Genomic DNA, 20,180 nt, shown 5'->3' with positions numbered 1-20,180 from the left:
GCGATGTCCCATTCGGGAGCCCCGATGTCTGAGACCCCCTTCCTTCCCTGCCCCCACAGCTTGCCCGGCGCCAACATCAAGGTGATCGGCGTGGGCGGCGCGGGCTGCAACGCCATCAACCGCATGATCGACAGCGGTGTCACCGGCGTGCAGTTCATCGCCATGAACACCGACCAGCAGAGCCTCGCCCAGAGCAAGGCCCACCTGAAGCTGCCCCTGGGACCCCAGAGCAGCCGCGGCCTGGGCGCGGGCGGCAGCGCCGAGCGCGGCGGTGTGGCGGCCGAGGAAAGCCGGGAGGAAGTGCTGGCGGCCCTCCAGGGCGCCGACATGATCTTCATCACGGCCGGCATGGGCGGCGGCACGGGCACCGGAGCGGCTCCCGTGCTGGCCAGCTACGCCCGCGAACTGGGCGCCCTCACCGTGGCCGTGGTGCTCACGCCCTTCGCCTGGGAAGGCCGCAAGAAGGGTGACCTGGCCCTCTCCGGCCTGGCCAACCTGCGCGATACGGCCGATACCGTCATCGTCGTCAGCAACGAGCGGCTGAAGAGCGTCTGCGACGCGCGCGTCACCATGAAGGAGGCCTTCCGCGTGGCCGACGGCGTGCTCATCCAGGGCGTGCGGGGCATCGCGGATCTCATCCTCAAGCCCGGCATCATCAACGGCGATTTCGCGGATGTGGAAGCCGTCCTCCGCAACGGAGGTGAGGCCCTCATCGGCACCGGCGCGGGCCGCGGCGAAGAGGCCGTCATGGACGCCCTGCGCAAGGCCCTGGCCTGCCCCCTGCTGGAGCGCGCCCAGAGCGGCGCCGCCGCCAATGTGATGGTCTCCATCACCGCCGACTGGGAAGTGATGGAGGCCTCGGCCATCGAGACGGCCATGCACTACCTGCAGGATCACTACAGCGGCCGGCCCGACATCAAGGCCTGCACCGTGGAAGGCGAGGGCATGGAGGACCGCGTGCTGGTCACCGTGCTGGCCAGCGGGTTCGACCAGGAGGAGCAGCTCCTGGAGGAACGCCGGAACAGCCTGCACCTGAGCGGTACCGCAGAGGGCGTGCCCAGCGCGGCCTACGCCCCCATCGCCTCCGTGGCAGCCATCAGCCAGCCCCTGCCCACGACGGTGGTCAGCGGCCGTGTCTATGGCGAAGTGCCGGCCGGTGAGCAGCAGGGCCCCACCCCCACCCGCCTCCTGCCTCAGGCCCCCACCCCCAGCGGCGAGCTGCCCGGCGGCAACGACGACCTCCATGTCCCCGCCATCATCCGGCTGGGCCAGGGGCGGTTGCCCATCGAGTAGGTCAGGCGGACCAGCTCCCCACGCGGCTCTCCAGGCGCAACGCCTCCGCCAGCTCCGCCAGGAACAGGCTGCGCGGCACCGACTGGAAGCCATAGCCCATCAGCCCCTCGTGGGGCAGCTGGCCATCGATCAGCGTGAAACCCCAGGCCGCGAGCCGCGCCTCCAGGGCCTGGAGGGCCGCCCGGCTGGCCTCGGGCTCGAGGCTGAACATGCTCTCCCCGAAGAACGCGCCACCCAACGACACGCCATAGAGGCCACCCTTCAGTTCGCCGTCCCGCCAGGCCTCCACGCTGTGGGCGTGGCCTGCGCGATGCAAGGCCCCATAGGCTTCGCGCATCTCCGGCGTGATCCAGGTGCCGTCCTGGCCGGGTCGCGGCACCTGGGAGCAGTGGCCGATGACCTGCGCGAAAGCCGCATCGAAGCGGATCTCGAAGGGGCGGTGGCGCAGGCTTCGCCGGGTCCGGGCCGACAGGTGCAGGTGGCCGGGCCGCAGCAGGGCCCGCTCCGGTGGCGACCACCAGAGCAGGGGATCGTCCTCGCCGTACCAGGGGAAGATGCCGCTGCGGTAGGCCAGCAGCAGGCGCTCCGCGCTGAGGTCGCCGCCGATGGCCAGCAGCCCGTCCTCCGCCAGCTCCGGATCTGGGAAGACCAGGGCCTTCGTCAGCCGAAAGACAGGCACAGCCGGCCGTCCTTGAGGTCCACCTTGGCTTTGCCGCCCTTGACCAGAGGCCCGAAGAGGATGGCCTCCGCCAGGGGGCGGCGCAGCTCGCGCTCGATGAGCCGGGCCATGGGGCGGGCGCCGAAGGCCGGGTCGTAGCCCTTCTCCGCCAACCAGACCCGGGCTTTAGGGGTACAGGTGAGGGCGACGCCCTTCTCGGTGAGCTGAGTCTCCAATTCCCGCAGGTGCTTGTCCGCCACACGCTCCATGTCCGGCCGGCCCAGGGGCGCGAACTGGAGGATGGCGTCCAGACGGTTGCGGAACTCGGGGCTGAAGGCTTTTTCGAGGGTGCCGGTGGCCGAGCGCCGTGCGCCCGCCTCGGCGAAGCCCACCTGACGGGCCGACAGCTCGCGGGCGCCGACATTGGTGGTCATCACGATCACTGTATGCCGGAAATCCGCACTGCGGCCATGGCTGTCCGTGAGCGTGGCGTGGTCCATCACCTGCAGCAGCACGCCGAAGAGATCCGGGTGGGCCTTCTCCAGCTCATCCAGCAGCAGCACGGCATGGGGCTGTTTGCGCACGGCGTCCGTGAGCAGGCCGCCCTCCTCGTAGCCCACATAGCCCGGTGGCGCGCCGATGAGCCGGGCCACGGCATGCTTCTCCTGGTACTCGCTCATGTCGAAGCGCAGGAAGGCGATGCCCAGGGCCCTGGCCAGCTGCTTGGAGAGTTCCGTCTTGCCCACGCCCGTGGGGCCGGCGAAGAGGAAGCAACCCATGGGCTTCAGGGGATCGCGCAGGCCTGAGCGCGCGAGCTTGATGGCGCTGGCCACCGTTTCGCAGGCCTGGTCCTGGCCGAAGATCTGGCCCTTGAGGACGGTCTCCAGATTCGCCAGGGCCTCGCGGTCATCGGCACTGACGGATGCCACGGGCACGCGCGCCATGCGGGCCACCACGGCCTCGATCTCAGCCGGGCCCACCTTCTTCACCCGGTCTTTCTTCGGCAGCAGTTTCTGGGCGGCCCCGGCCTCGTCCACCACATCGAGGGCGCTGTCGGGGAGGCGGCGGTCCGGCAGGTGCTTGGAGGCCAGACGCACCGCGGCTTCCAGGGCTTCCTTCGAATACCTCACGCCATGGTGCGCCTCGTAGGAAGCTTTCAGGCCCTGCAGGATGGCCAGGGCATCCGCCGCGGAAGGCTCGTTCACCTCCACCACCTGGAAGCGGCGGGACAGGGCCCTGTCGCGATCCAGGGAGCCCTTCAGGTCCTGGAAGGTGGTGGCGCCGATGCAGCGCAGGTCCCCCGAAGCCAGGGCCGGCTTCAGCAGGTTGGCCGCATCCATGGCGCCCCCGCTGGTGGCGCCCGCGCCCACCAGGGTGTGCAGCTCATCGACGAAGAGGATCGCACCGGGCTCGTTGTCCAGGGCCTTCAGCACGGCCTTGAGCCGCTCTTCGAAATCGCCGCGGTAGCGGCTGCCCGCCAGCAGGGCGCCCAGATCCAGGGAGAAGATGCGCGCGGTCTTGAGGGGGTCGGGGACATCCCCCTCATGGATGCGGCGTGCCAGGCCCTCCACGATGGCTGTCTTGCCCACGCCGGGCTCGCCCACCAGGAGCGGGTTGTTCTTGCGGCGCCGGCAGAGCACCTGGGCCATGCGGGTGATCTCCGCGTCCCGACCCACCAGGGGATCCAGCCGTCCCGCCGCGGCCCGGGCCACGAGGTCCGTGGCATAGGCCTCCAGGGGATTCTCGGCGATGGCGCCCCCCTCCTCTTCCTCCTCTGGAGCCGCCTGCTTCTTGGCTGGAGCCTTCGGCGCCGCAGGCCCATGGCTCAGCACCTTCAGCAGGGCCAGGCGCCGCACGCCGTGCTTTTCCATCAGGTGTCGCGCGGGGCTGGACTCCTCCTCCAGGAAGGCCGGCAACAGCTCACCCCCCTGCACCGTGCGCCGGCCGGAGCTGAAGGCGTGGACCAGGGCCCGCTCCACCACCCGCACGAAGCCCAGGGTGCTGTGGGGTTGGATGGCCTCGTCGCCGGGCACGGACTCGAACTGCCGCTCCAGCACCGATTCCAGGTCCCGGCGCAGGGCGTCCAGCTTCACGCCGCAGCCCTTCAGGGCCTTGGCCGCATGCGCATCGTCCAGCAGGGCCAGGAGCAGGTGCTCCAGAGCCACATCCTCGTGGCGGCGGGCCTTGGCCAGCTCGAAGGCCCGCTGGAAGGCCTGGTTCAGTTCGGCACTCAGTTGCGGGGCGTCAGGCATCTTCCGCCTCCACGGTCAGCAGCAGGGGGAATCCTTCGCGTTCCGCCAGCTGACGGCCCCGCTCGGCGCGGGTCTCGGCCACATCCTTGGTGTAGGTTCCCGCAACCCCCACGCCTGCCTGATGGACCGCCAGCATGATGGCGGTGGCTTCCGGCTCCGCCTTGTGGAAGACCGTCTTCAGCAGCCAGACCACGAACTCCTGGGTGGTGTAGTCGTCGTTGTGGAGCAGCACCTTCCACATCCCCGGCTCGCGCAGCTTCGCTCGCTTGCGGGTGAGGACCTGGCCCTCCTCCTTCACCTGCCTGGCCATGGGGCATGCCTCCAGGGCATCAGGATAGCGGGTCAGGCCGGTGGAACAGGTTCAGGAACTTGCCCCGGGCGAGCTCGCGGATGAAGAGGGCCGTGCGCAAGGTCGTGTCGGGTTCTCCGGGAAAGGCCTCGGCTACGGCCTGGGCGATCTCCGCCACGCTGCGCCGGCCATCGCAGGCCTGCCAGACAGCCGTGCCCCGGGCATCCAGCTTCACGCGGAAGGCGGGCTTCTTCATCATTCGCAGCAGCCAGGCCCATCGAGGGGACAGGATCTTCGGGCGGATCAGGGTCAGGTTGCCGCCCTCGCCGGGCTCGGAGGCCAGGGACGGCACCGGCACGAGGGCCAGGAAGGTCTCATCGGGGAATGGGTTCATGGATCACGCAACGGTGGGTGGCCGGCAATGGCCAGGAAAACATGGAACCGCGGGGGGCGCAGAGCACTCATAGAGAAGATCCGAAGGGGATTTCAGGACTCCGGCCCCATAAGGCTTGGGTTGGTTTGGCCTGCGCTCTCTGTGGTTGAACCGCTCTAAACAAGCGGGGCGCGGTCGCCCGCGCCCCGCTTCGATTCACTTCGACCTAGAAGTTCGCGCTGGGCGGCGCGGGCTCGTCGGCTTCGCCGGCGTTGTCGAGGGGCACCTTCACCAGGTAGATGGCAATGCCCGCCAGGATCAGCAGGCTGATCCAGAACATGCCCGGGTTGGCGAAGATCTTGTACTTCACCTCGAAGAAGGCGAAGGACGCGAAGAGAAGTCCCACGAGGGCCTCGCCCGCGATGAGGCCCGCGGCCAGCAGCACGCCATTGTTCTCCACGCGCACCTTCTGTGCCTCATTCAGGCCGCGCTTGGCGCCGAACATCTCCACGGCGCCCTTGATGAGGCCGCCCAGGAAAATGGCGAAGGTCGTCTCCAGCGGCAGATACATGCCCACCGACACCAGCATGGGGCTCTTCACCTGCATGAGAATGAAGGCGAGGCCCATCATCATGCCGACGATGATGAGTGGCCAGGCCATCTTGCCTTCCACGATGCCGCGGCTGAGGAGGGCCATCAGGCCCGCCTGGGGCGCGGCCAGCTGCTTGGAGCCGAAACCGGCGTCCAGCGAGAGCACGGCTTTCTTCTGGTCCGCGGGCAGCTGCTTGACCTGGTCCAGGGTGTAGGTCTTGCCGTCCGGGGCGGTGACGACCTGCACCTGCTGGGCGGTGAGCTCGGCGATGCGCTTGGTGCCCTGGGCGGTGATGTCGCCTTCGTGCAGCACCATGAGGGGAATGAACAGCACCACGGAGGCCAGCGCCACACCCAGGATGTCGCCCATCTCCATGCGCCAGGGGGTGCCGCCCAGGATGTGACCGGCCTTGAGATCCTGCAGCATTTCGCCGGCGACGGCGGCGCTCACGCACACGATGGCCGCCACGCCCAGCACAGCGGCGACGCCCTCCTGGCCCTTCACGCCCAGCATCACCATCACCAGGGCGGTGACGACCAGGGCCGTGAGCGTCAGACCCGAGATGGGATTGTTGCTCGAACCCATGATGCCGACGAGGTAGCCGCTGATGGCCGCGAAGAAGAAGCCCAGGATCACCATCACCAGCGCGGCGACGAAGGACACCAGGCCACCCACATGGAAGATCTTCCAGGTGACCAGGAAGGTGACGGCCGCAGCGAAGCCGATGCCGCCCAGGACATAGGTGAAGGGCAGGTCCTTGTTGACGCGGTCCACCACATGGTCGCCCGCGGCGGCCTTCTTCACATCAGAGACGGAGCGGGTGAGGCCCGTGGCGAGGCTCTTGCGCATCTTGAAGAGGGTGAAGCCGGCGCCTACGAGCATGCCGCCGATGGCGATGGGGCGGACGATGAACTTCCAGACCGAGTACGAGAGGGCGATCCAGTCGCCTTCGGGGGCACCTTCAGGCAGGACACCCGGGGCCAGGAAGTAGGTGATGATGGGCACCAGCAGGCCCCAGGCGATGATGCCGCCGGAGAAGTTCAGGGCGCCGAGCTTGGGTCCGATGATGTAGCCCACGCCCATGTAGGCGGGGCTGATGCCGGGGGAGCTGAGCAGCATGCCGCCGGCCACCTTGGCCTTCCAGGTGCCCACGAGGTTGATGGTGGTGGTCTTGAAGGCCGCGAACTTCTCCCAGGTGCTGGCGAAGACGGAGATCTGGACCAGGGCCTGGACCGCGGCGCCGATGCCCATGGCGCCGAAGAGGAACTTGGTGCCGCTGCCGCCCCGTGCGCCGGCCTTGTGGATCTCGGCGGCCGCCACGCTCTCGGGATAGGGCAGCTCGGCGTCCTCGACCATCACGCGGCGGAGCAGGGCCACGAACATGATGCCGAGCACGCCGCCCGCAAACATGATGAGCGAGCTGGTGACATAGTTGCCGGCCGTGAAGAACTTCGGCCAGATGCCGCTGATGACGAAGGCGGGCACGGTGAAGATGGCGCCGGCGGCCACGGACTCACCGATGCTGCCCACGGTGCGGGCCATGTTCTCTTCCAGGATGGTGCCCTTCATCAGCTTGATGAGGGCCATGCCGATGACGGCCGCGGGGTAGGTGGCGGCGATGGTCATGCCGGCCTTCAGTCCGAGGTAGGCATTGGCCGAACCGAGCACCACGGCCATGACGAGGCCGATGAGCACCGCCCGCAGGGAGAACTCCCGCAGGTTCTGGTCAGAGGGGACAAAGGGTTGCATCGGTGCTCCTGAAAAGGCGCGAAGAGGAAGAAGAATGCCGGATGTAGCGGATAGTCTAATACCGAATCCGATCCGGTAGGCACCGCCCCGGCCGCACCCATGGCCGGATTCCGGTCACGAAAAGTCCGTTCCTGTTCATGTAAGGAGGCCGCATGCGTCTGGCAAACACCCTTGCGATCGCGGGTCTGACCTTTCTTTTTGCCTGTCAGACCACGCCTCCCATCACCGTTCCCCAGGTCCCCGTCGTCCAGGCGCCCCAGGTACCGCAGGGGCCTCCGCCGAAACCCAAGATCGCCCTGGTCCTGGGCGGGGGCGCGGCCAGGGGCTTCGCCCATGTGGGCGTCATCCGGGCCCTGGAGCAGGAGAAGATCCCCATCGACATGGTGGTCGGCACCAGCGTCGGCGGGCTCATCGGCGCGATCTACGCCTCGGATCTCAGCAGCTTCGATCTTGAGTGGACCGCCTTCCAGCTCGAGAAGGACGACCTCTTCGACTTCGGCGTCCTGAACGCCGTCACCGGCATGGGCTTCGCCAAGGGCGACAAGCTCGAGGCCTGGGTGAAGAGCCACATCAAGACCACGAACATCGAGAACCTGAAGCTGCCCTTCGCCGCCGTGGCGACCGACCTCAACTGGGGCTACAAGGTGGTCCTCGACAAGGGCCCCGTGGCCCGCGCCATCCGGGCCAGCGCGGCCATCCCGGGCGTGTTCCCGCCGGTCCAGCACCAGGGGAAGATCCTGGTGGACGGCGGCGTGGTGGACAACATCCCCATCTCGGTGGCCAAGGCCAAAGGTGCGGATCTCGTGATCGCCGTGGACATCAGCGGGAATGTCGGGAACACGAACATCACCAACCTCCTGGGCGTCTCGCTCCAGGCCACCAACATCATGTTCGCCCTCAATGTCGAGCACGCCAAGCGGGAGGCCGACATCCTCATCGCGCCCGCGGGCATCGGCGATGTCGGAATGCTCGACTTCACGCAGAAGAAGCGCTGCATGCAAGCCGGCATCGAGGCCACGAGGCAGGCCGCGCCGGCCATCCGCAAGGCCATCGACGCCTGGGTCGCGGCACACACGCGGCCAGTGACTCCCGTTCCCTGATCTTCCCGAACCCAGATCCCATGCCCCTCCTCACCAGCAAGGCCAACCCCCGCTTCAGGGCCCTCCAGGCCCGCCTCAAGGCCGGCGGCTCCCGGCGCGAAGCCACCCTACTGCTGGGTGAGAAGCTCATCGAGGCCTGGGCCGAGGCCCGGCAGACCCCCGCGGGAAGTCGGCTGCATCCGGCCCTCTGGCTGCGCCTCGAGCAGGCCGGGCCCCACCCCCTGGCGGCCACCCTCGGCGTGGAGACGCAGGTGCTGGGCGAAGCCCCCATGCGGGAGCTGACCGACGCGGGCAGCCCCCCGGACCACGCCCTGCTGATGGACCTGGGGGCCGAGCCCACGGGACCGCTGGCGCCCCGGATCCTCGGCGCCTGGGGCATCCAAGACCCCGGCAACCTGGGGGCCCTCCTCCGCAGCGCCGCGGCCTTCGGCTTCCACGAAGTCCTGCTGGGCCCCGGCTGCACCGATCCCTTTCACCCCAAGGCCCTGCGGGGCAGCATGGGCGCCGCCTTCCTCCTGCCCTTGCGCCGGATGGAGGTTCTTATCCCCGATCCAGGCCACTGGTACGCCCTGGATGGCGGCCCCGGCGCCGTGGCCCTGGCCGACGCCGACCTGTCCGAGCCGCTGCGCCTCTGGGTCGGCAACGAGGGCCACGGCTGGCGGGGCGTGGCCCTGCCCGAGGGCATCCAGCGCCTCGCCATCCCCATCCAGGGCGTGGAAAGCCTCAATGCCGCCGTCGCCGCCGGCATCGCCTGCTATGAAGTGGCCCGGAGGTCCAGGTGCTGAAGGTCCCCCCCCTGCTCCGCCCCCTCAGCGCCCTCATCCTCTCCGGGGTCTTCGTGCTGGCCTTCCGGTTCCCGGGCGCCCTCGGCGGCGGGCTGGAACCGATCATGGCCCTGCTCTTTCCCCTGCTGCTGCTGGACGGACTGTACAAGGGGCGCCACGCGGCCTGGACCTGGCTGACCCTGCTGGCCGGCCTCCTCCTCCTTTATGTGTGGGTACCCCAGACCCTCGCCAGCAAGGGGGGGCTGCCCTTCGGGCTGGCCCTGCTGGGCACCGTGTTGCTGAGCCTGTGGGAAGCCACGGGGCTCTGGCTGGTGGCCGTGGGTTCCCGTGCGGCGTTCCGGCGCCTCGGTCCCGGGGCCGCCACCTGCTCCGCGGCCCTCCTCCTCCTGGGCTGGGAGACCTGGGGATTCCATGTCTATCCCTGGACCTGGGGGGCGGCCTTCGGCTCCCTGCCCTGGACTGCGCGCGGCGCGGCCTTCCTGGGCGCTTCGGGCCTGTCCGCCCTGGCCTGGGGGGCGGGAGCCTGGGCGGCGGCCACCCTGACTGGAGGCGGCTCGCTCCGCCGGGCCATGGCCGGCCCGGGGCTGGTCCTCGCCTTCTTCGCCCTGGCGGGCGGCGTCTGGTACCTGCTTCCCCGGGACCCGGCGCGGACCGTGGATGTGGCCATGATCCAGCCCAACTTCCCGCCCGGGCAGCGCTGGCTGGGAATGGAAGCCGAGATGTGGCGGCGCAGCGATGCCCTTCTGAAGGCCCAGGGCTGGCCCCGGGCCGGCCGCCCCACGCTGCTGCTCTGGCCCGAAAGCGCCATCCTGGGCCGGGACGACCGCCGCCCGGATCCGCGGCTGGAACGGGAAGCGGCCTCCCGCGGCGTGGCCTGGCTCTTCGGCACGGAGGGCGGGCCCTACAACCTGGTGCGGGGCGAGGCGCCGGGTCGCCCCCCCTTCATTTTCGCCAAGACCGAGCCCATGGCCTTCGGGGAGCGGACGCCGGGGCCCGAGGCCTTCCGGCGCTGGCTGGACCCCCGGCTGGGCTTCATCTCCCAGGAGGCCGGCCGCCTGACGAAGGATTGCGTCTTCGAAGTGCCCTCCGCCCAAGGCGATCTGCGCGTCCACCCCCTCATCTGCAGCGAGGCCCTGATGCCCGAGCGGGCCCGCCGCGGGCTGGCCCTGGGCCGGGCCGACCTGCTGAGCAACCACACCAATGACGGCTGGTTCGACCGCAGCATCGCCACGGACCTGCACGCGGCCCAGATCCGCCTGCGGGCCCCCGAGCTGGGCGTGCCCCTGCTGCGGGCCACCCTCTCTGGCAAGTCGGGACTCTTCCGCGAGGATGGCCGCTTCGAGCTGTGGGGTGAGCCCCTCAGCCAGGGCGCCTATGCGAGGGAGCTCCAGTGGCGGCCCGTGCGCACACCCGCCCGGTCCCCCTGGCTGGTCCCCGTCCTGATGGCCGGACTGGCCCTGGGAACCCTGCTGCTAGGATGGAAAGCCCAACCCAGGAAGGCCTGATGGATCGCGATTTCCTCGTACCGGAGCCCTTGTCGACTGTCCACGGCACCGTGGCCTTCTTCGACGAGACCTGGAGCGTGGACCCCCGCGAACTTCAAATCTTCTTTCAGGCCGAAGAGGTCTACTGGACCGCGGACCGCACCATCGGGCAGTGGCGGCGGTTGCTGGCCTGCTCCCGGATGCTCACCGCCCGGCTGGTGCCGGAAGGGCACCGCGGGGGGCGGCTGGTGGGTGCCACCCGGCTCTGGTCCGATCACGCCTACGAAGCCAAGCTCTACGATGTGGTGACGGCCCGGGACCTGATGGGTCTCGGCATCGCCTCGGAGCTGGTCAAGTGGGCCCTGCGACACCCCTGGGTGGGCGAGGTGCAGCGGTTCGTCCTGGAAACCCGCGACGCGGCCGACTTCTACCCCCGGTTCGGTTTCCGGATGGGCCAGGAGGTCGACAGCTACCACATGCGCGTGGGCCTTCTCGAACTCAGCCAGCGGGGGCTCCGATGACCGAAACGCTGCCCGGCGTGCCCGAGGCCGCCCTGCAACCCCTGATCCTCGCCAGCGGCAGCCCCCGGCGCCGGCACTGGCTGGAGGCCATGCGCATCCCCTTCGAGCTCCAGCCCCCTCAGGTGGACGAGACCCCCCTGCTGGATGAGGAACCTGGCGACCTGGTGCTGCGCCTGGCGGAGCTGAAGGCCGAAGTCGTGGCCCGGCGCAATCCCGGCCGCTGGGTCATGGCCGCGGACACCACAGTGGCCGTGGACCACCACACCTTGAACAAGCCCGTGGATGTGGAGGACGCGGTGCGGATGCTGACCCTGATCCAGGGGCGGGCCCACCAGGTCCACACCGGCTTCTGCCTCCAGAAGAACGACACCACCCACAGCTTCGTCGATACCGCCCAGGTCTTCTTCCGGCCCCTGACCGAAGCGCAGATCCGCTGGTATGTGGGCACCCGTGAGCCCATGGACAAGGCGGGGGCCTACGCCATCCAGGGGGTGGGGGCCCTCTTCATCGAGGCCGTGGAGGGCAGTTTCTCTACGGTGATGGGCCTGCCGGTGGAGCGGATGGGGGCCCTCTTCTTCCACCTGGGCCTGCTCAAGCCGTGGATGGGGTTCCCCCAGGGTTCCTAGGGAACCTGGAGTTCCGGACCTCCTTCCTGGAGGAAATCGCCCCCTCCAAAAAGGAAGAAGATAAACCACCCCAAAATCCCCTTAACGCTTGGAACTTCCTCAGAAAAAATGGGTAAACAATCGTGGTCGCGTGATCTATCATCGTGATCTGCGACACAAACTGCCGATCGTCGCTTCCAGGGGGACACCCTCCTGGTCTATGGGATTGTCGGGTTTTAGATTTGAACACCGTCAATTCCCTTTCGTGAGCCAGCACTTTCATGAGGTTGGGCATGCACCAGTTCGACCGAGCGTTCCGCTTCGTCCTGCCCGTCGCGGCGGTGGCGATCCTCGCCACCGTCCTCTCGGTGGGCTGGCTCACCCAGCCGGACCGGTTCGCCAAGGGCTACGCCCCCGAGCAGCCCATCCCCTTCTCGCACGAACTCCACGCCGGCACCCTCAAGATGCAGTGCCAGTACTGCCATTCGGGCGTGGACAAGTCCCGCCACGCGGGCATCCCGAGCGTGGATCTCTGCATGGGTTGCCACAAGGTCACCCGGACCGACCGCCCCGCCATCCAGAAGCTGGCCAAGATCGCCGCGTCCGGCGAGCCCCTGCCCTGGCAGCGCGTCCACACCCTGCCCGACCATGTCTTCTTCGACCACCGCCCCCATGTGAACGCCGGCATCGCCTGCCAGAGCTGCCACGGCGAAGTGCAGACCATGAAGGTGATCACCCGGGAGATGGGCATGCGCATGGGCAACTGCCTGGCCTGCCACCGGGATCCCCATGCCGCGCTGCCGCCGGGCTCGAAGATCACCAAGGGCGCCGAAAACTGCGCCGCCTGCCACCGCTAGGCCCGGAGGTCTGAACGATGGCCGACCTGAACCGCAAGCCGATCCTCGACCGCCTGACCGCCCTGGTGGCCGGCCCCTTCTTGATGGGGCGCGAGGCTCTGAGCCTGGCCTTCCTGCCCGACAAGGACGCCCCTCCGGAGATGCCGCCGAAGGAAACCCTCCGCCCCATCCCCATCACGCCCCCCGAACACGCCATCAAGCGCCGCGGATGACCCGATGAAGACACGACTTCCCGAACACGGCCCCCTCGAGACCCCGCGCTTCTGGCGGACCCTCGAGGAACGCATCGAAACGCCGGAGGCCCAGGCGGCCGCCCACGACGAGTTCCTCCCGGGCGCCGGACCCACCAGCTACGACGATGTCCACGGCCTGCCCGTCCAGAGCGGCTTCTCCCGCCGCGACTTCCTGGGCCTGGTCACCGCCAGCGCCGCCCTGGCCGCCACCGTCGCCTGCGACCGCAAGGGCCAGGGCACCGTGGTGCCCTACACCAAGCGCCCGGTGGAGGTGGTGCCCGGCGTGGCCAACTACTACGCCAGCGCCCACCAGGAAGGCCGCCGCGTCTATCCCGTGCTGGTGAAGACCCGCGAAGGCCGCCCCATCCACCTCACGGGCAACGACGAGCACCCAGGCGTGAAGGGCAAGACCAGCCCCCGCACCATGGCCGATGTGCTGCGCCTCTACGACCCCGACCGCCTCCGCGCCCCCAAGGCCGAGGGCCGGGTCATCGGCTGGACCGAGGCCGAGACCCGCCTGAACGAGGCGCTGAAGGGTGCCAAGGCCTCGGGCAAGCCCGTGCTCCTGGTGTCCGGCGCCGTGGCCTCGCCCACCCGCAAGGCCCTCCTGGCGGACCTCAAGGCTGCCCTGCCCGTCCTGGAGCACCTGGCCTACGAACCTGCCGCCGGCGATGCCGCCGAGGAAGCCGCCAAAGCCAGCTTCGGGCAGCCCGTGGATCTCCAGCCCCGGCTGGCCAAAGCCAAAGTCATCCTGTCCCTCGGGGCCGACTTCCTGAACGGCGAGGATCCCGAATCCCTGGCCGCCTGGGGCGCCCAGCGCCGCCTGAAGAGCGCCCAGGATCCCATCAACCGGCTCTGGGTCCTGGAAGGCCCCCTCACGCTCACGGGCACCAACGCGGATGTGCGGGTTCCCGTTTCGCCTTCGCGGCTCGGGGCCGTGGCCTTCGCCCTGGCGAAGGAACTGAGCGCCAAGGGTTTGTCCCTGCCGGCCGGCACTGACCTGTCCGGAATGCCCGCGGGCGCGCCCGCGGACATTCCGGCGGCCACCTGGACCAGCCTGGTGAAGGACCTCCAGCATGCCGGGCAGAACGCCGTGGTCCTCTGCGGCGCCCAGATGCCCGTCGAGGTTCACCAGGCCGCCCACCTTCTGAACGCCCTGCTGGGTTCGGAGGCTCTCGCCATCAGCCCCGCCGAGCCCCTGGCCAGCGTCAAGGACCTCGAGGCCGCCGTGCAGGGCATGGCCACCGGTCGCTACGCCGCCGCGATCTTCTGGGATGTGAATCCCGCCTTCACTTACCCCAAGGCCAGCGCCTGGAAGGAGGCCGTGGCCAAGGTGCCCTTCCGCGCCTGGATCGGCCAGGTGGAGGACGAGACCTCCGCCCAGTGCCAGGTACTGTTGCCCGAGAACCACTGGCTGGAAAGCTGGGGCGACTTCAGCACCCCCGGCGCCGCGGTCCTCCAGCAGCCCACCATCGGTACCCTCTACGACACCCGCCAGGGCGAGGACATCCTCCTCGGCGCCCTGAAGGCGCTCGGCGCCTCCACGCCGGACGGCTACCACGCCTACCTGCAGGCCCGCTGGAAGAAGGATCTCCCCCTCGGCACCTCCTTCGAGCAGGCCCTTCACGACGGCCTCGTGAAGACCGACTCGAAAGGCGCTTCGCCAGCCTTCAAGGGCGCTTCGGTGGCCTCTGCCGTCAAGCGGGCCGCGGAATCCAAGGCCGATGGACTGGAGCTGGTGCTCTTCCCGGGCTTCGCCACCCATGATGGCCGCCACGCCAACAACAGCTGGCTGCAGGAGACCCCGGACCCCATCACCAAGATGACCTGGGACAACCCCCTGGCCATGTCCGTGCAGGACGCCCAGGCTCTGGGCATCCAGGAGGGCGACTTCGTCACCCTCGCCGTGGACGGCACCACCCTGCGGCTGCCCGCGGTCATCCAGCCCGGCCAGGCCAAGGGCGTGCTCGCCCTGGCACTGGGCTACGGTCGCAGCACCGGCGGCGTGGCCAAGGGCGTGGGCGCCAACGCCTACCCGCTCCTGGGCCTCGATCCCGCCAGCGCCAATGTCCGCAAGGGCGCGCGCCTCGCCAAGGCCGGGGGGACGAAGGAACTCTCCCGCACCCAGAGCCACCACCGCATGGAGGGCCGCGACATCGTCCGCTCCCTCACCATGGACGAGTTCGCGCACAACCCCCAGGGGCACCACCACATGCCCGAGCTGGTCTCGCTCTACGAGGACCAGAAGTTCCCCGACCACAAGTGGGGCATGGTCATCGACCTGGCCGCCTGCACGGGCTGCTCCGCCTGCGTGGTCGCCTGCCAGTCGGAGAACAATGTCCCGGTGGTGGGCCCCGAACAGGTGGCCCGCGGCCGAGAGATGCACTGGATCCGCATCGACCGGTACTACGAGGGCGAGCTGGAGAACCCGAAGGTCGTGCATCAGCCGATGCTCTGCCAGCACTGCGACAACGCGCCCTGTGAGAATGTCTGCCCGGTGAACGCCACCAACCACAGCCCGGACGGCCTCAACCAGATGGCCTACAACCGCTGCGTGGGCACCCGCTACTGCGCCAACAACTGCCCCTACAAGGTGCGCCGCTTCAACTTCCTCGAGTACACCGCCTACAAGACCGAGCCTGAGACCCTGGCCAACAACCCCGAGGTCACGGTCCGTCCCCGCGGCGTCATGGAGAAGTGCTCCTTCTGCGTGCAGCGCATCAACGATGTGAAGATCCGCGCCAAGGGCGAGAGCCGCGCCATCCTCGACGGCGAGATCACCACCGCCTGCATGGCAGGCTGCCCCTCGGACGCCATCGTCTTCGGCGACCTGAAGGATCCCAAGAGCAAGGTCGCCCAGCTGGTGGCCGCCAGCCGCGCCTACCGCGTGCTGGAGGAAGTGGGTGCCAAGCCCGCCATCTCGTACCTCGCCGACCTGAAGAACCCCGCCGACAAGGCCACCGTGGGAGGTCCCCATGCGCACTGATGCCGCCATTCCCGCCGGCGACATCCCGGCAGGCCTGGTTGAGCCGTCGCTGTATGTGGGCAAGGTCACGCCCGGCAGCCTCGACGACCAGGTGCTGGCCTTCCCCGAGACCAAGCCCCCCAGGAAGTGGTACTTCGCCCTGGCCATCACGCTGACCGCCGCCCTGATCGGTGTCGTCAGCATCGGCTACACCTTCTACCTGGGCATCGGCGCCTGGGGCAACAGCAGCCCCGTGTTCTGGGCCTTCGACATCATCAACTTCGTGTTCTGGGTGGGCATCGGCCACGCCGGCACGCTGATCTCGGCCATCCTCTTCCTCTTCCGCAAGCGCTGGCGCAACGCCATCGCCCGCTTTGCCGAGGCCATGACGATCTTCGCGGTCATCTGCGCCGTGATCTTCCCGCTGATCCATGTGGGCCGCCCCTGGCTGGCCTACTGGCTCTTCCCCTACCCGAACCAGCGCGCCCTCTGGACCAACTTCCGGTCGCCGCTGCTGTGGGATGTCTTCGCGGTGAACACCTACTTCTCCGTGTCCCTGATGTTCTGGTACCTGGGCCTGATCCCCGACATCGCCTCCATGCGCGACCGGACCACCAGCAAGCTGCGGAAGGTCATCTACACCGTGCTGGCCATGGGCTGGCGTGGGGCCGCCTCCCACTGGCAGCACTACGAGAAGGCCTACCTGCTGCTGGCAGGCCTGGCCACGGGCCTGGTGCTGTCCGTGCACTCGGTGGTGAGCTTCGACTTCGCCACCTCCGTGGTGCCTGGCTGGCACATGACCATCTTCCCGCCCTACTTCGTGGCGGGCGCCATCTTCGCCGGCTTCGCCATGGTGGTGATGGTGCTGGTGGTGGTGCGCGAGACCATGGAGCTGAAGAACCTCATCACCATGCGGCACCTGGATGTGATGAACAAGGTGATCCTCTCCATGAGCTGCATCATGGGCTACAGCTACATGATGGAAGGCTTCACGGCCTGGTATTCCATGAACGAGTTCCTCCACCACGGCTTCATGAACATCATCACGGGCACCTACGGCTGGGCCGGCTGGGTGACCATCAGCTGCAACATCCTCATCCCCCAGATCCTCTGGTTCAAGAAGGCCCGGGCCAGCTACTTCTGGATGATCCTGGTGGCCACGGGCGTGACCATCGGCATGTGGTTCGAGCGCTTCGTGATCATCGTGATCTCGCTGCACCAGGACTACCTGCCTTCCGCCTGGCGCATCTACAAGCCCACCATGGTGGACTTCGGCATCCTCCTAGGCACCTTCGGCATCTTCTTCACCCTGGTCCTGCTCTTCGCCCGGGTGCTGCCGGTCATCGCCACGACCGAGGTGAAGGCCATCCTGCCGGACGCGCAACCTTCTCACCATGGAGACGACCACCATGTCTGAGACCTCCTACGCCGTCCTCGGCACCTTCGAGACGCCCGATGCCCTGATGCAGGCCATCCCCAAGGTGCGCGCCAGCAAGCTCGGCACCGTCGAGGCCTACACGCCCTACGCCATCCACGGCATCGAAGAGGCCCTGGGCCTCCGCCGCTCCCCCCTGGGCGGCATGGTGCTGGTCATGGGTGTCCTGGGCGCCCTCACCGCCTTCGGGTTCCAGTACTGGATCAGCGCCATCGACTACCCGATCATCACGGGCGGCAAGGCCCCGGACTCCTGGGAGGCCTTCATCCCCATCATGTTCGAAGTGACGGTGCTCTTCGCCACCTTCACCGCGGGCCTGGGGATGCTGTTCCTCCTGAACAAGCTGCCCTTCTTCGGGCACCCGGTGCTGTCGTCCAAGTCCATCAAGAGCATCACCCGCGATCGGTATGTCCTGGCCCTGGAAGCCGAAAGCGAGGCCTTCGACAGCGCCGCCGCAGCCGCCGCCCTCCAGGCCGCCGGGGCCTCCCAGGTGGAGATCCTGCCGGCACCGGACCGGAGCCCCTTCCTCACGAGCGACTACATCCTGCGGGCGGCTGGGGGCATCTTCACCGCCTGCCTGGGCGCCGGTCTCGTGATGTACTTCGCCATCAAGCTGTTCCCGGTGGTGGCCCCCATGAAATACATGCAGGACCAGCCCCGCCTGAACGCCCAGAAGGCCTCCAGCTTCTTCAAGGATGGCCATGGCATGCAGCGGCCAGTGGCCGGCACCGTGGCGCGGGGACACCTGCCCACCGCCACGGGCACCCAGGAGGAAGCCGCCACCCTGGCGAACCCCCTGCCGCGCACCCGGGAAGTCTTCGCCGCAGGCCGTCAGGCCTACAAGAACCGTTGCGAGGTCTGCCACGGCTCCGTGGGCGACGGCGTGGGCAGCCTGACCGCCGCCTATGGTGGCAAGCCCGCCAACCTGCAGGCCCAGCAGTTCCGCGATTACCCCGACGGCAAGATCTACTGGGCCATCGTGAACGGGAAGAACGCCATGCCGTCGCACGCCGCGGACCTCAGCGAGTCCCAGCGCTGGGCCGTGGTGCATTATGTGCGGGCCCTGCAGCGCGCCCAGAACGCCAAGGACGAGGACCTGAAGGTGGCCATTCCATGAGCCAGAACCCCATGAGTCAGAACAACAACACCTCCAACCTGCTCTGGGGGGCCACGGCCCTCGGGGCCCTGGGCGTGGCCGGCGCCTACTTCGCCGCCGGTCCCGAGCGGTTCTGGGCCAACTGGATCCTCTGGTTCGTGCTCCTGTTCACCCTGGGCCTGGGCTCCCTCTTCATCGTGGCCCTGGAACACCTGGTGAGCGCCAAGTGGAGCGTGCCCGTGCGCCGCATCCCCGAGCGCCTGGCCACCCTCCTGATCCCCGCCATCCCCGTGGGCCTCATCGCCCTGGCCGCCATTCCCGTCCTCTACCCCGGGGCCCGGCCCGAGGCGGCCCACCACCCCATCCTGGCGGGCAAGGCCTTCTGGCTGAGCCTTCCCTTCTTCTCCGTCCGCACCCTCATCGCCTTCGCCCTCGTGCTCCTGGGCCTGGGCGTGCTGGTGGGCGGTTCGCTGAAGCAGGACGCCTCCAAGGACCCGGCTTTCAATGTCCGCGCCCGCAAATTCGCCCCCGCCTTCATGGCGATCTTCGCCCTGGTGATCACCCTGGTGGCCTTCGACTGGATCTCCGGCCTCACGCCCGAGTGGTACAGCGACATCTTCGGCGTCTATGTGTTCGCCGGGGCCTTCCTCAGCGGCCTGGCCGCCACGGCGCTGGCGGTCCTCTACCTCCAGGACCAGGGCCGGCTCGAGGGCGTGCGCGGCGACCACCTCTACAACCTGGGCGGCTTCCTCTTCGCCTTCACGGTGTTCTGGTCCTACATCGGCTTCGCCCAGTACATGCTCATGTGGTACGCCAACCTGCCGGATGAGGTCATCTACTACAAGGTCCGCCTGGCCGGCGCCTGGCGCGCCATCACCATCTCCCTCGCCCTCCTGCATTTCGTGCTGCCCTTCTTCGCCCTGGTGACCCGCGATTCGAAGAAGGACCCCAGGCGTCTGCGCCGGGTGGCCCTGCTCATGCTGGGCGCCCATGTCCTGGACATCTACTGGCTCATCTTCCCCGTGCTCGGCGCCAAGCCGCACTTCTCCTGGCCCGAGCTCAGCTTCGCCCTCTTCTTCCTGGGCGGGATCCTCCTCTGGGTCCGCGGCGCCATGCAGAAGGGCGAGGACATGCCCGTTGGCGATCCCTTCCTGCGCGAGGGCCTGGAGTTCCGCCTATGAAGATCCACGATTACCTCTCCTCCGAGGAGCTGAAGCGCCTGGGCTCCGCCCTGCTGGTGGTGATCTGCTTCATCTTCATCGCCGGCTTCTTCGCCTTCACCGTCCTACCCGGGCTGCGCTACCAGGCCCACACCACGCCGGACGCGCCCATCCAGGCTGTGCAGGGCGAGACGGGCTGGCTGGATCCCACCGACTATCCCGCCACCGCCCGGCAGGTCATCCCACCCATCGATCCGGCGACCGTGATGACGCCGAATCCCGCGCTCATGGCCCGCGGCAAGGCGCTCTACGCCCAGACCTGCGCCACCTGCCATGGTGTGGATGGCAAGGGCGATGGCCCCGGCGGCACGGGGCTCACCCCCAAGCCCCGCAACTTCACGGTCAAGGCGGCCTGGAAGAACGGCACCCGCGTGGAAGACATCTACAAGACCCTGGAGGAGGGCATCAAGGGCAGCTCGATGGTCTCCTACGCCTACCTCTCCAAGAAGGACCGCATGGCCCTGGCCCATGTGGTGCAGTCGCTCGGAGCCTATGACCACGGCGCCAGCGACCCCAAGGCCATCGCCGCACTGGAGAAGCTGTTCGCCAGCGCCGGCGAGGTGATCCCCAACCGCATCCCCGTGTCGCGGGCCGTGGATCTCCTCTGCCGCGAGTATGAATCGGCCCGGGCCGAGGCCAAGCCTGCTGCCCCGGTACAGCGTTGAGGCCCGCC

General features: G+C 68.5%; 18 protein-coding genes. 13 read left to right on the top strand and 5 right to left on the bottom strand.

The features are described 5' to 3' along the window. The first annotated feature begins 24 nt into the window (after positions 1–24). The gene (gene ftsZ / locus QZ647_RS01460; RefSeq protein WP_291270469.1) at positions 25–1,293 is read left to right on the top strand and encodes a cell division protein FtsZ; all 1,269 of its coding nucleotides are present in this window, start codon (positions 25–27) and stop codon (positions 1,291–1,293) included. A gap of 1 nt (position 1,294) precedes the next feature. Here ftsZ and aat read toward each other — a convergent pair whose 3' ends face one another. The 5 genes from aat to QZ647_RS01435 all read right to left on the bottom strand — a co-directional run bounded on the left by aat (position 1,295) and on the right by QZ647_RS01435 (position 7,206). Beyond that, positions 1,295–1,972, bottom strand: a complete 678-nt coding sequence (gene aat, locus QZ647_RS01455; protein WP_291270468.1) for a leucyl/phenylalanyl-tRNA--protein transferase — start codon at positions 1,970–1,972, stop codon at positions 1,295–1,297. Next, a complete protein-coding gene (locus QZ647_RS01450) occupies positions 1,954–4,203 on the bottom strand; it encodes an AAA family ATPase (RefSeq protein WP_291270467.1) in 2,250 nt (749 codons plus the stop codon). The genes aat and QZ647_RS01450 overlap by 19 nt, the downstream gene beginning before the upstream one ends. Beyond that, the gene (locus tag QZ647_RS01445) at positions 4,196–4,513 is read right to left on the bottom strand and encodes an ATP-dependent Clp protease adaptor ClpS (protein WP_286354129.1); all 318 of its coding nucleotides are present in this window, start codon (positions 4,511–4,513) and stop codon (positions 4,196–4,198) included. Before QZ647_RS01445 ends, QZ647_RS01450 begins: the two co-directional genes overlap by 8 nt. Positions 4,514–4,532: 19 nt before the next feature. Next, positions 4,533–4,886, bottom strand: coding sequence for a PqqD family protein (locus tag QZ647_RS01440; RefSeq protein ID WP_291270466.1), 354 nt, complete (start codon positions 4,884–4,886; stop codon positions 4,533–4,535). Between the two features lie 205 nt (positions 4,887–5,091). Continuing rightward, a complete protein-coding gene (locus QZ647_RS01435) occupies positions 5,092–7,206 on the bottom strand; it encodes an oligopeptide transporter, OPT family (protein WP_291270465.1) in 2,115 nt (704 codons plus the stop codon). A 152-nt stretch (positions 7,207–7,358) separates the two neighbouring features. On the opposite strand from QZ647_RS01435, the gene QZ647_RS01430 reads away from it, so the two are divergent. The 12 genes from QZ647_RS01430 (at position 7,359) to QZ647_RS01375 (ending at position 20,172) form a co-directional block, all read left to right on the top strand. Then, on the top strand, positions 7,359–8,306 hold the full coding sequence (locus tag QZ647_RS01430) for a patatin-like phospholipase family protein (protein ID WP_291270464.1): 948 nt from the start codon (positions 7,359–7,361) through the stop codon (positions 8,304–8,306). A gap of 20 nt (positions 8,307–8,326) precedes the next feature. Next, positions 8,327–9,091: an RNA methyltransferase gene (locus tag QZ647_RS01425; RefSeq protein WP_291270463.1), complete on the top strand. Its 765-nt coding sequence runs from the start codon at positions 8,327–8,329 to the stop codon at positions 9,089–9,091. Continuing rightward, complete coding sequence (gene lnt, locus QZ647_RS01420) at positions 9,085–10,596, top strand: apolipoprotein N-acyltransferase (RefSeq protein ID WP_291270462.1); 1,512 nt, start codon at positions 9,085–9,087, stop codon at positions 10,594–10,596. The genes QZ647_RS01425 and lnt overlap by 7 nt, the downstream gene beginning before the upstream one ends. Next, positions 10,596–11,096 (top strand): GNAT family N-acetyltransferase, encoded by a 501-nt coding sequence (locus tag QZ647_RS01415; protein ID WP_286354135.1) that lies wholly within the window; start codon positions 10,596–10,598, stop codon positions 11,094–11,096. The genes lnt and QZ647_RS01415 overlap by 1 nt, the downstream gene beginning before the upstream one ends. Further along, complete coding sequence (locus tag QZ647_RS01410) at positions 11,093–11,722, top strand: Maf family protein (RefSeq protein ID WP_286354136.1); 630 nt, start codon at positions 11,093–11,095, stop codon at positions 11,720–11,722. Before QZ647_RS01415 ends, QZ647_RS01410 begins: the two co-directional genes overlap by 4 nt. A 272-nt stretch (positions 11,723–11,994) precedes the next feature. Further along, entirely contained in the window at positions 11,995–12,558 is a 564-nt protein-coding gene (locus QZ647_RS01405; RefSeq protein WP_286354137.1) for a cytochrome c3 family protein, read from the top strand. Positions 12,559–12,575: 17 nt separating this feature from the next. After that, positions 12,576–12,770: a hypothetical protein gene (locus QZ647_RS01400; RefSeq protein WP_291270461.1), complete on the top strand. Its 195-nt coding sequence runs from the start codon at positions 12,576–12,578 to the stop codon at positions 12,768–12,770. Positions 12,771–12,774: 4 nt separating this feature from the next. Further along, positions 12,775–15,777 (top strand): TAT-variant-translocated molybdopterin oxidoreductase, encoded by a 3,003-nt coding sequence (locus QZ647_RS01395; protein ID WP_291270460.1) that lies wholly within the window; start codon positions 12,775–12,777, stop codon positions 15,775–15,777. Next, complete coding sequence (gene nrfD / locus QZ647_RS01390) at positions 15,767–17,173, top strand: NrfD/PsrC family molybdoenzyme membrane anchor subunit (protein ID WP_291270459.1); 1,407 nt, start codon at positions 15,767–15,769, stop codon at positions 17,171–17,173. Before QZ647_RS01395 ends, nrfD begins: the two co-directional genes overlap by 11 nt. Then, the gene (locus QZ647_RS01385) at positions 17,166–18,308 is read left to right on the top strand and encodes a quinol:electron acceptor oxidoreductase subunit ActD (RefSeq protein ID WP_291270458.1); all 1,143 of its coding nucleotides are present in this window, start codon (positions 17,166–17,168) and stop codon (positions 18,306–18,308) included. The genes nrfD and QZ647_RS01385 overlap by 8 nt, the downstream gene beginning before the upstream one ends. Beyond that, complete coding sequence (locus QZ647_RS01380) at positions 18,305–19,468, top strand: hypothetical protein (RefSeq protein ID WP_291270457.1); 1,164 nt, start codon at positions 18,305–18,307, stop codon at positions 19,466–19,468. Before QZ647_RS01385 ends, QZ647_RS01380 begins: the two co-directional genes overlap by 4 nt. Next, on the top strand, positions 19,465–20,172 hold the full coding sequence (locus QZ647_RS01375; RefSeq protein ID WP_291270456.1) for a cytochrome c: 708 nt from the start codon (positions 19,465–19,467) through the stop codon (positions 20,170–20,172). Before QZ647_RS01380 ends, QZ647_RS01375 begins: the two co-directional genes overlap by 4 nt. Positions 20,173–20,180: the final 8 nt, after the last annotated feature.

The sequence above is a fragment of the Geothrix sp. genome (genome assembly GCF_020622065.1).
In the GTDB taxonomy this organism is placed as follows: domain Bacteria; phylum Acidobacteriota; class Holophagae; order Holophagales; family Holophagaceae; genus Geothrix.
Note: the sequence above shows the minus strand (reverse complement) of the source record. Positions and strands in the feature narration are given on the sequence as shown.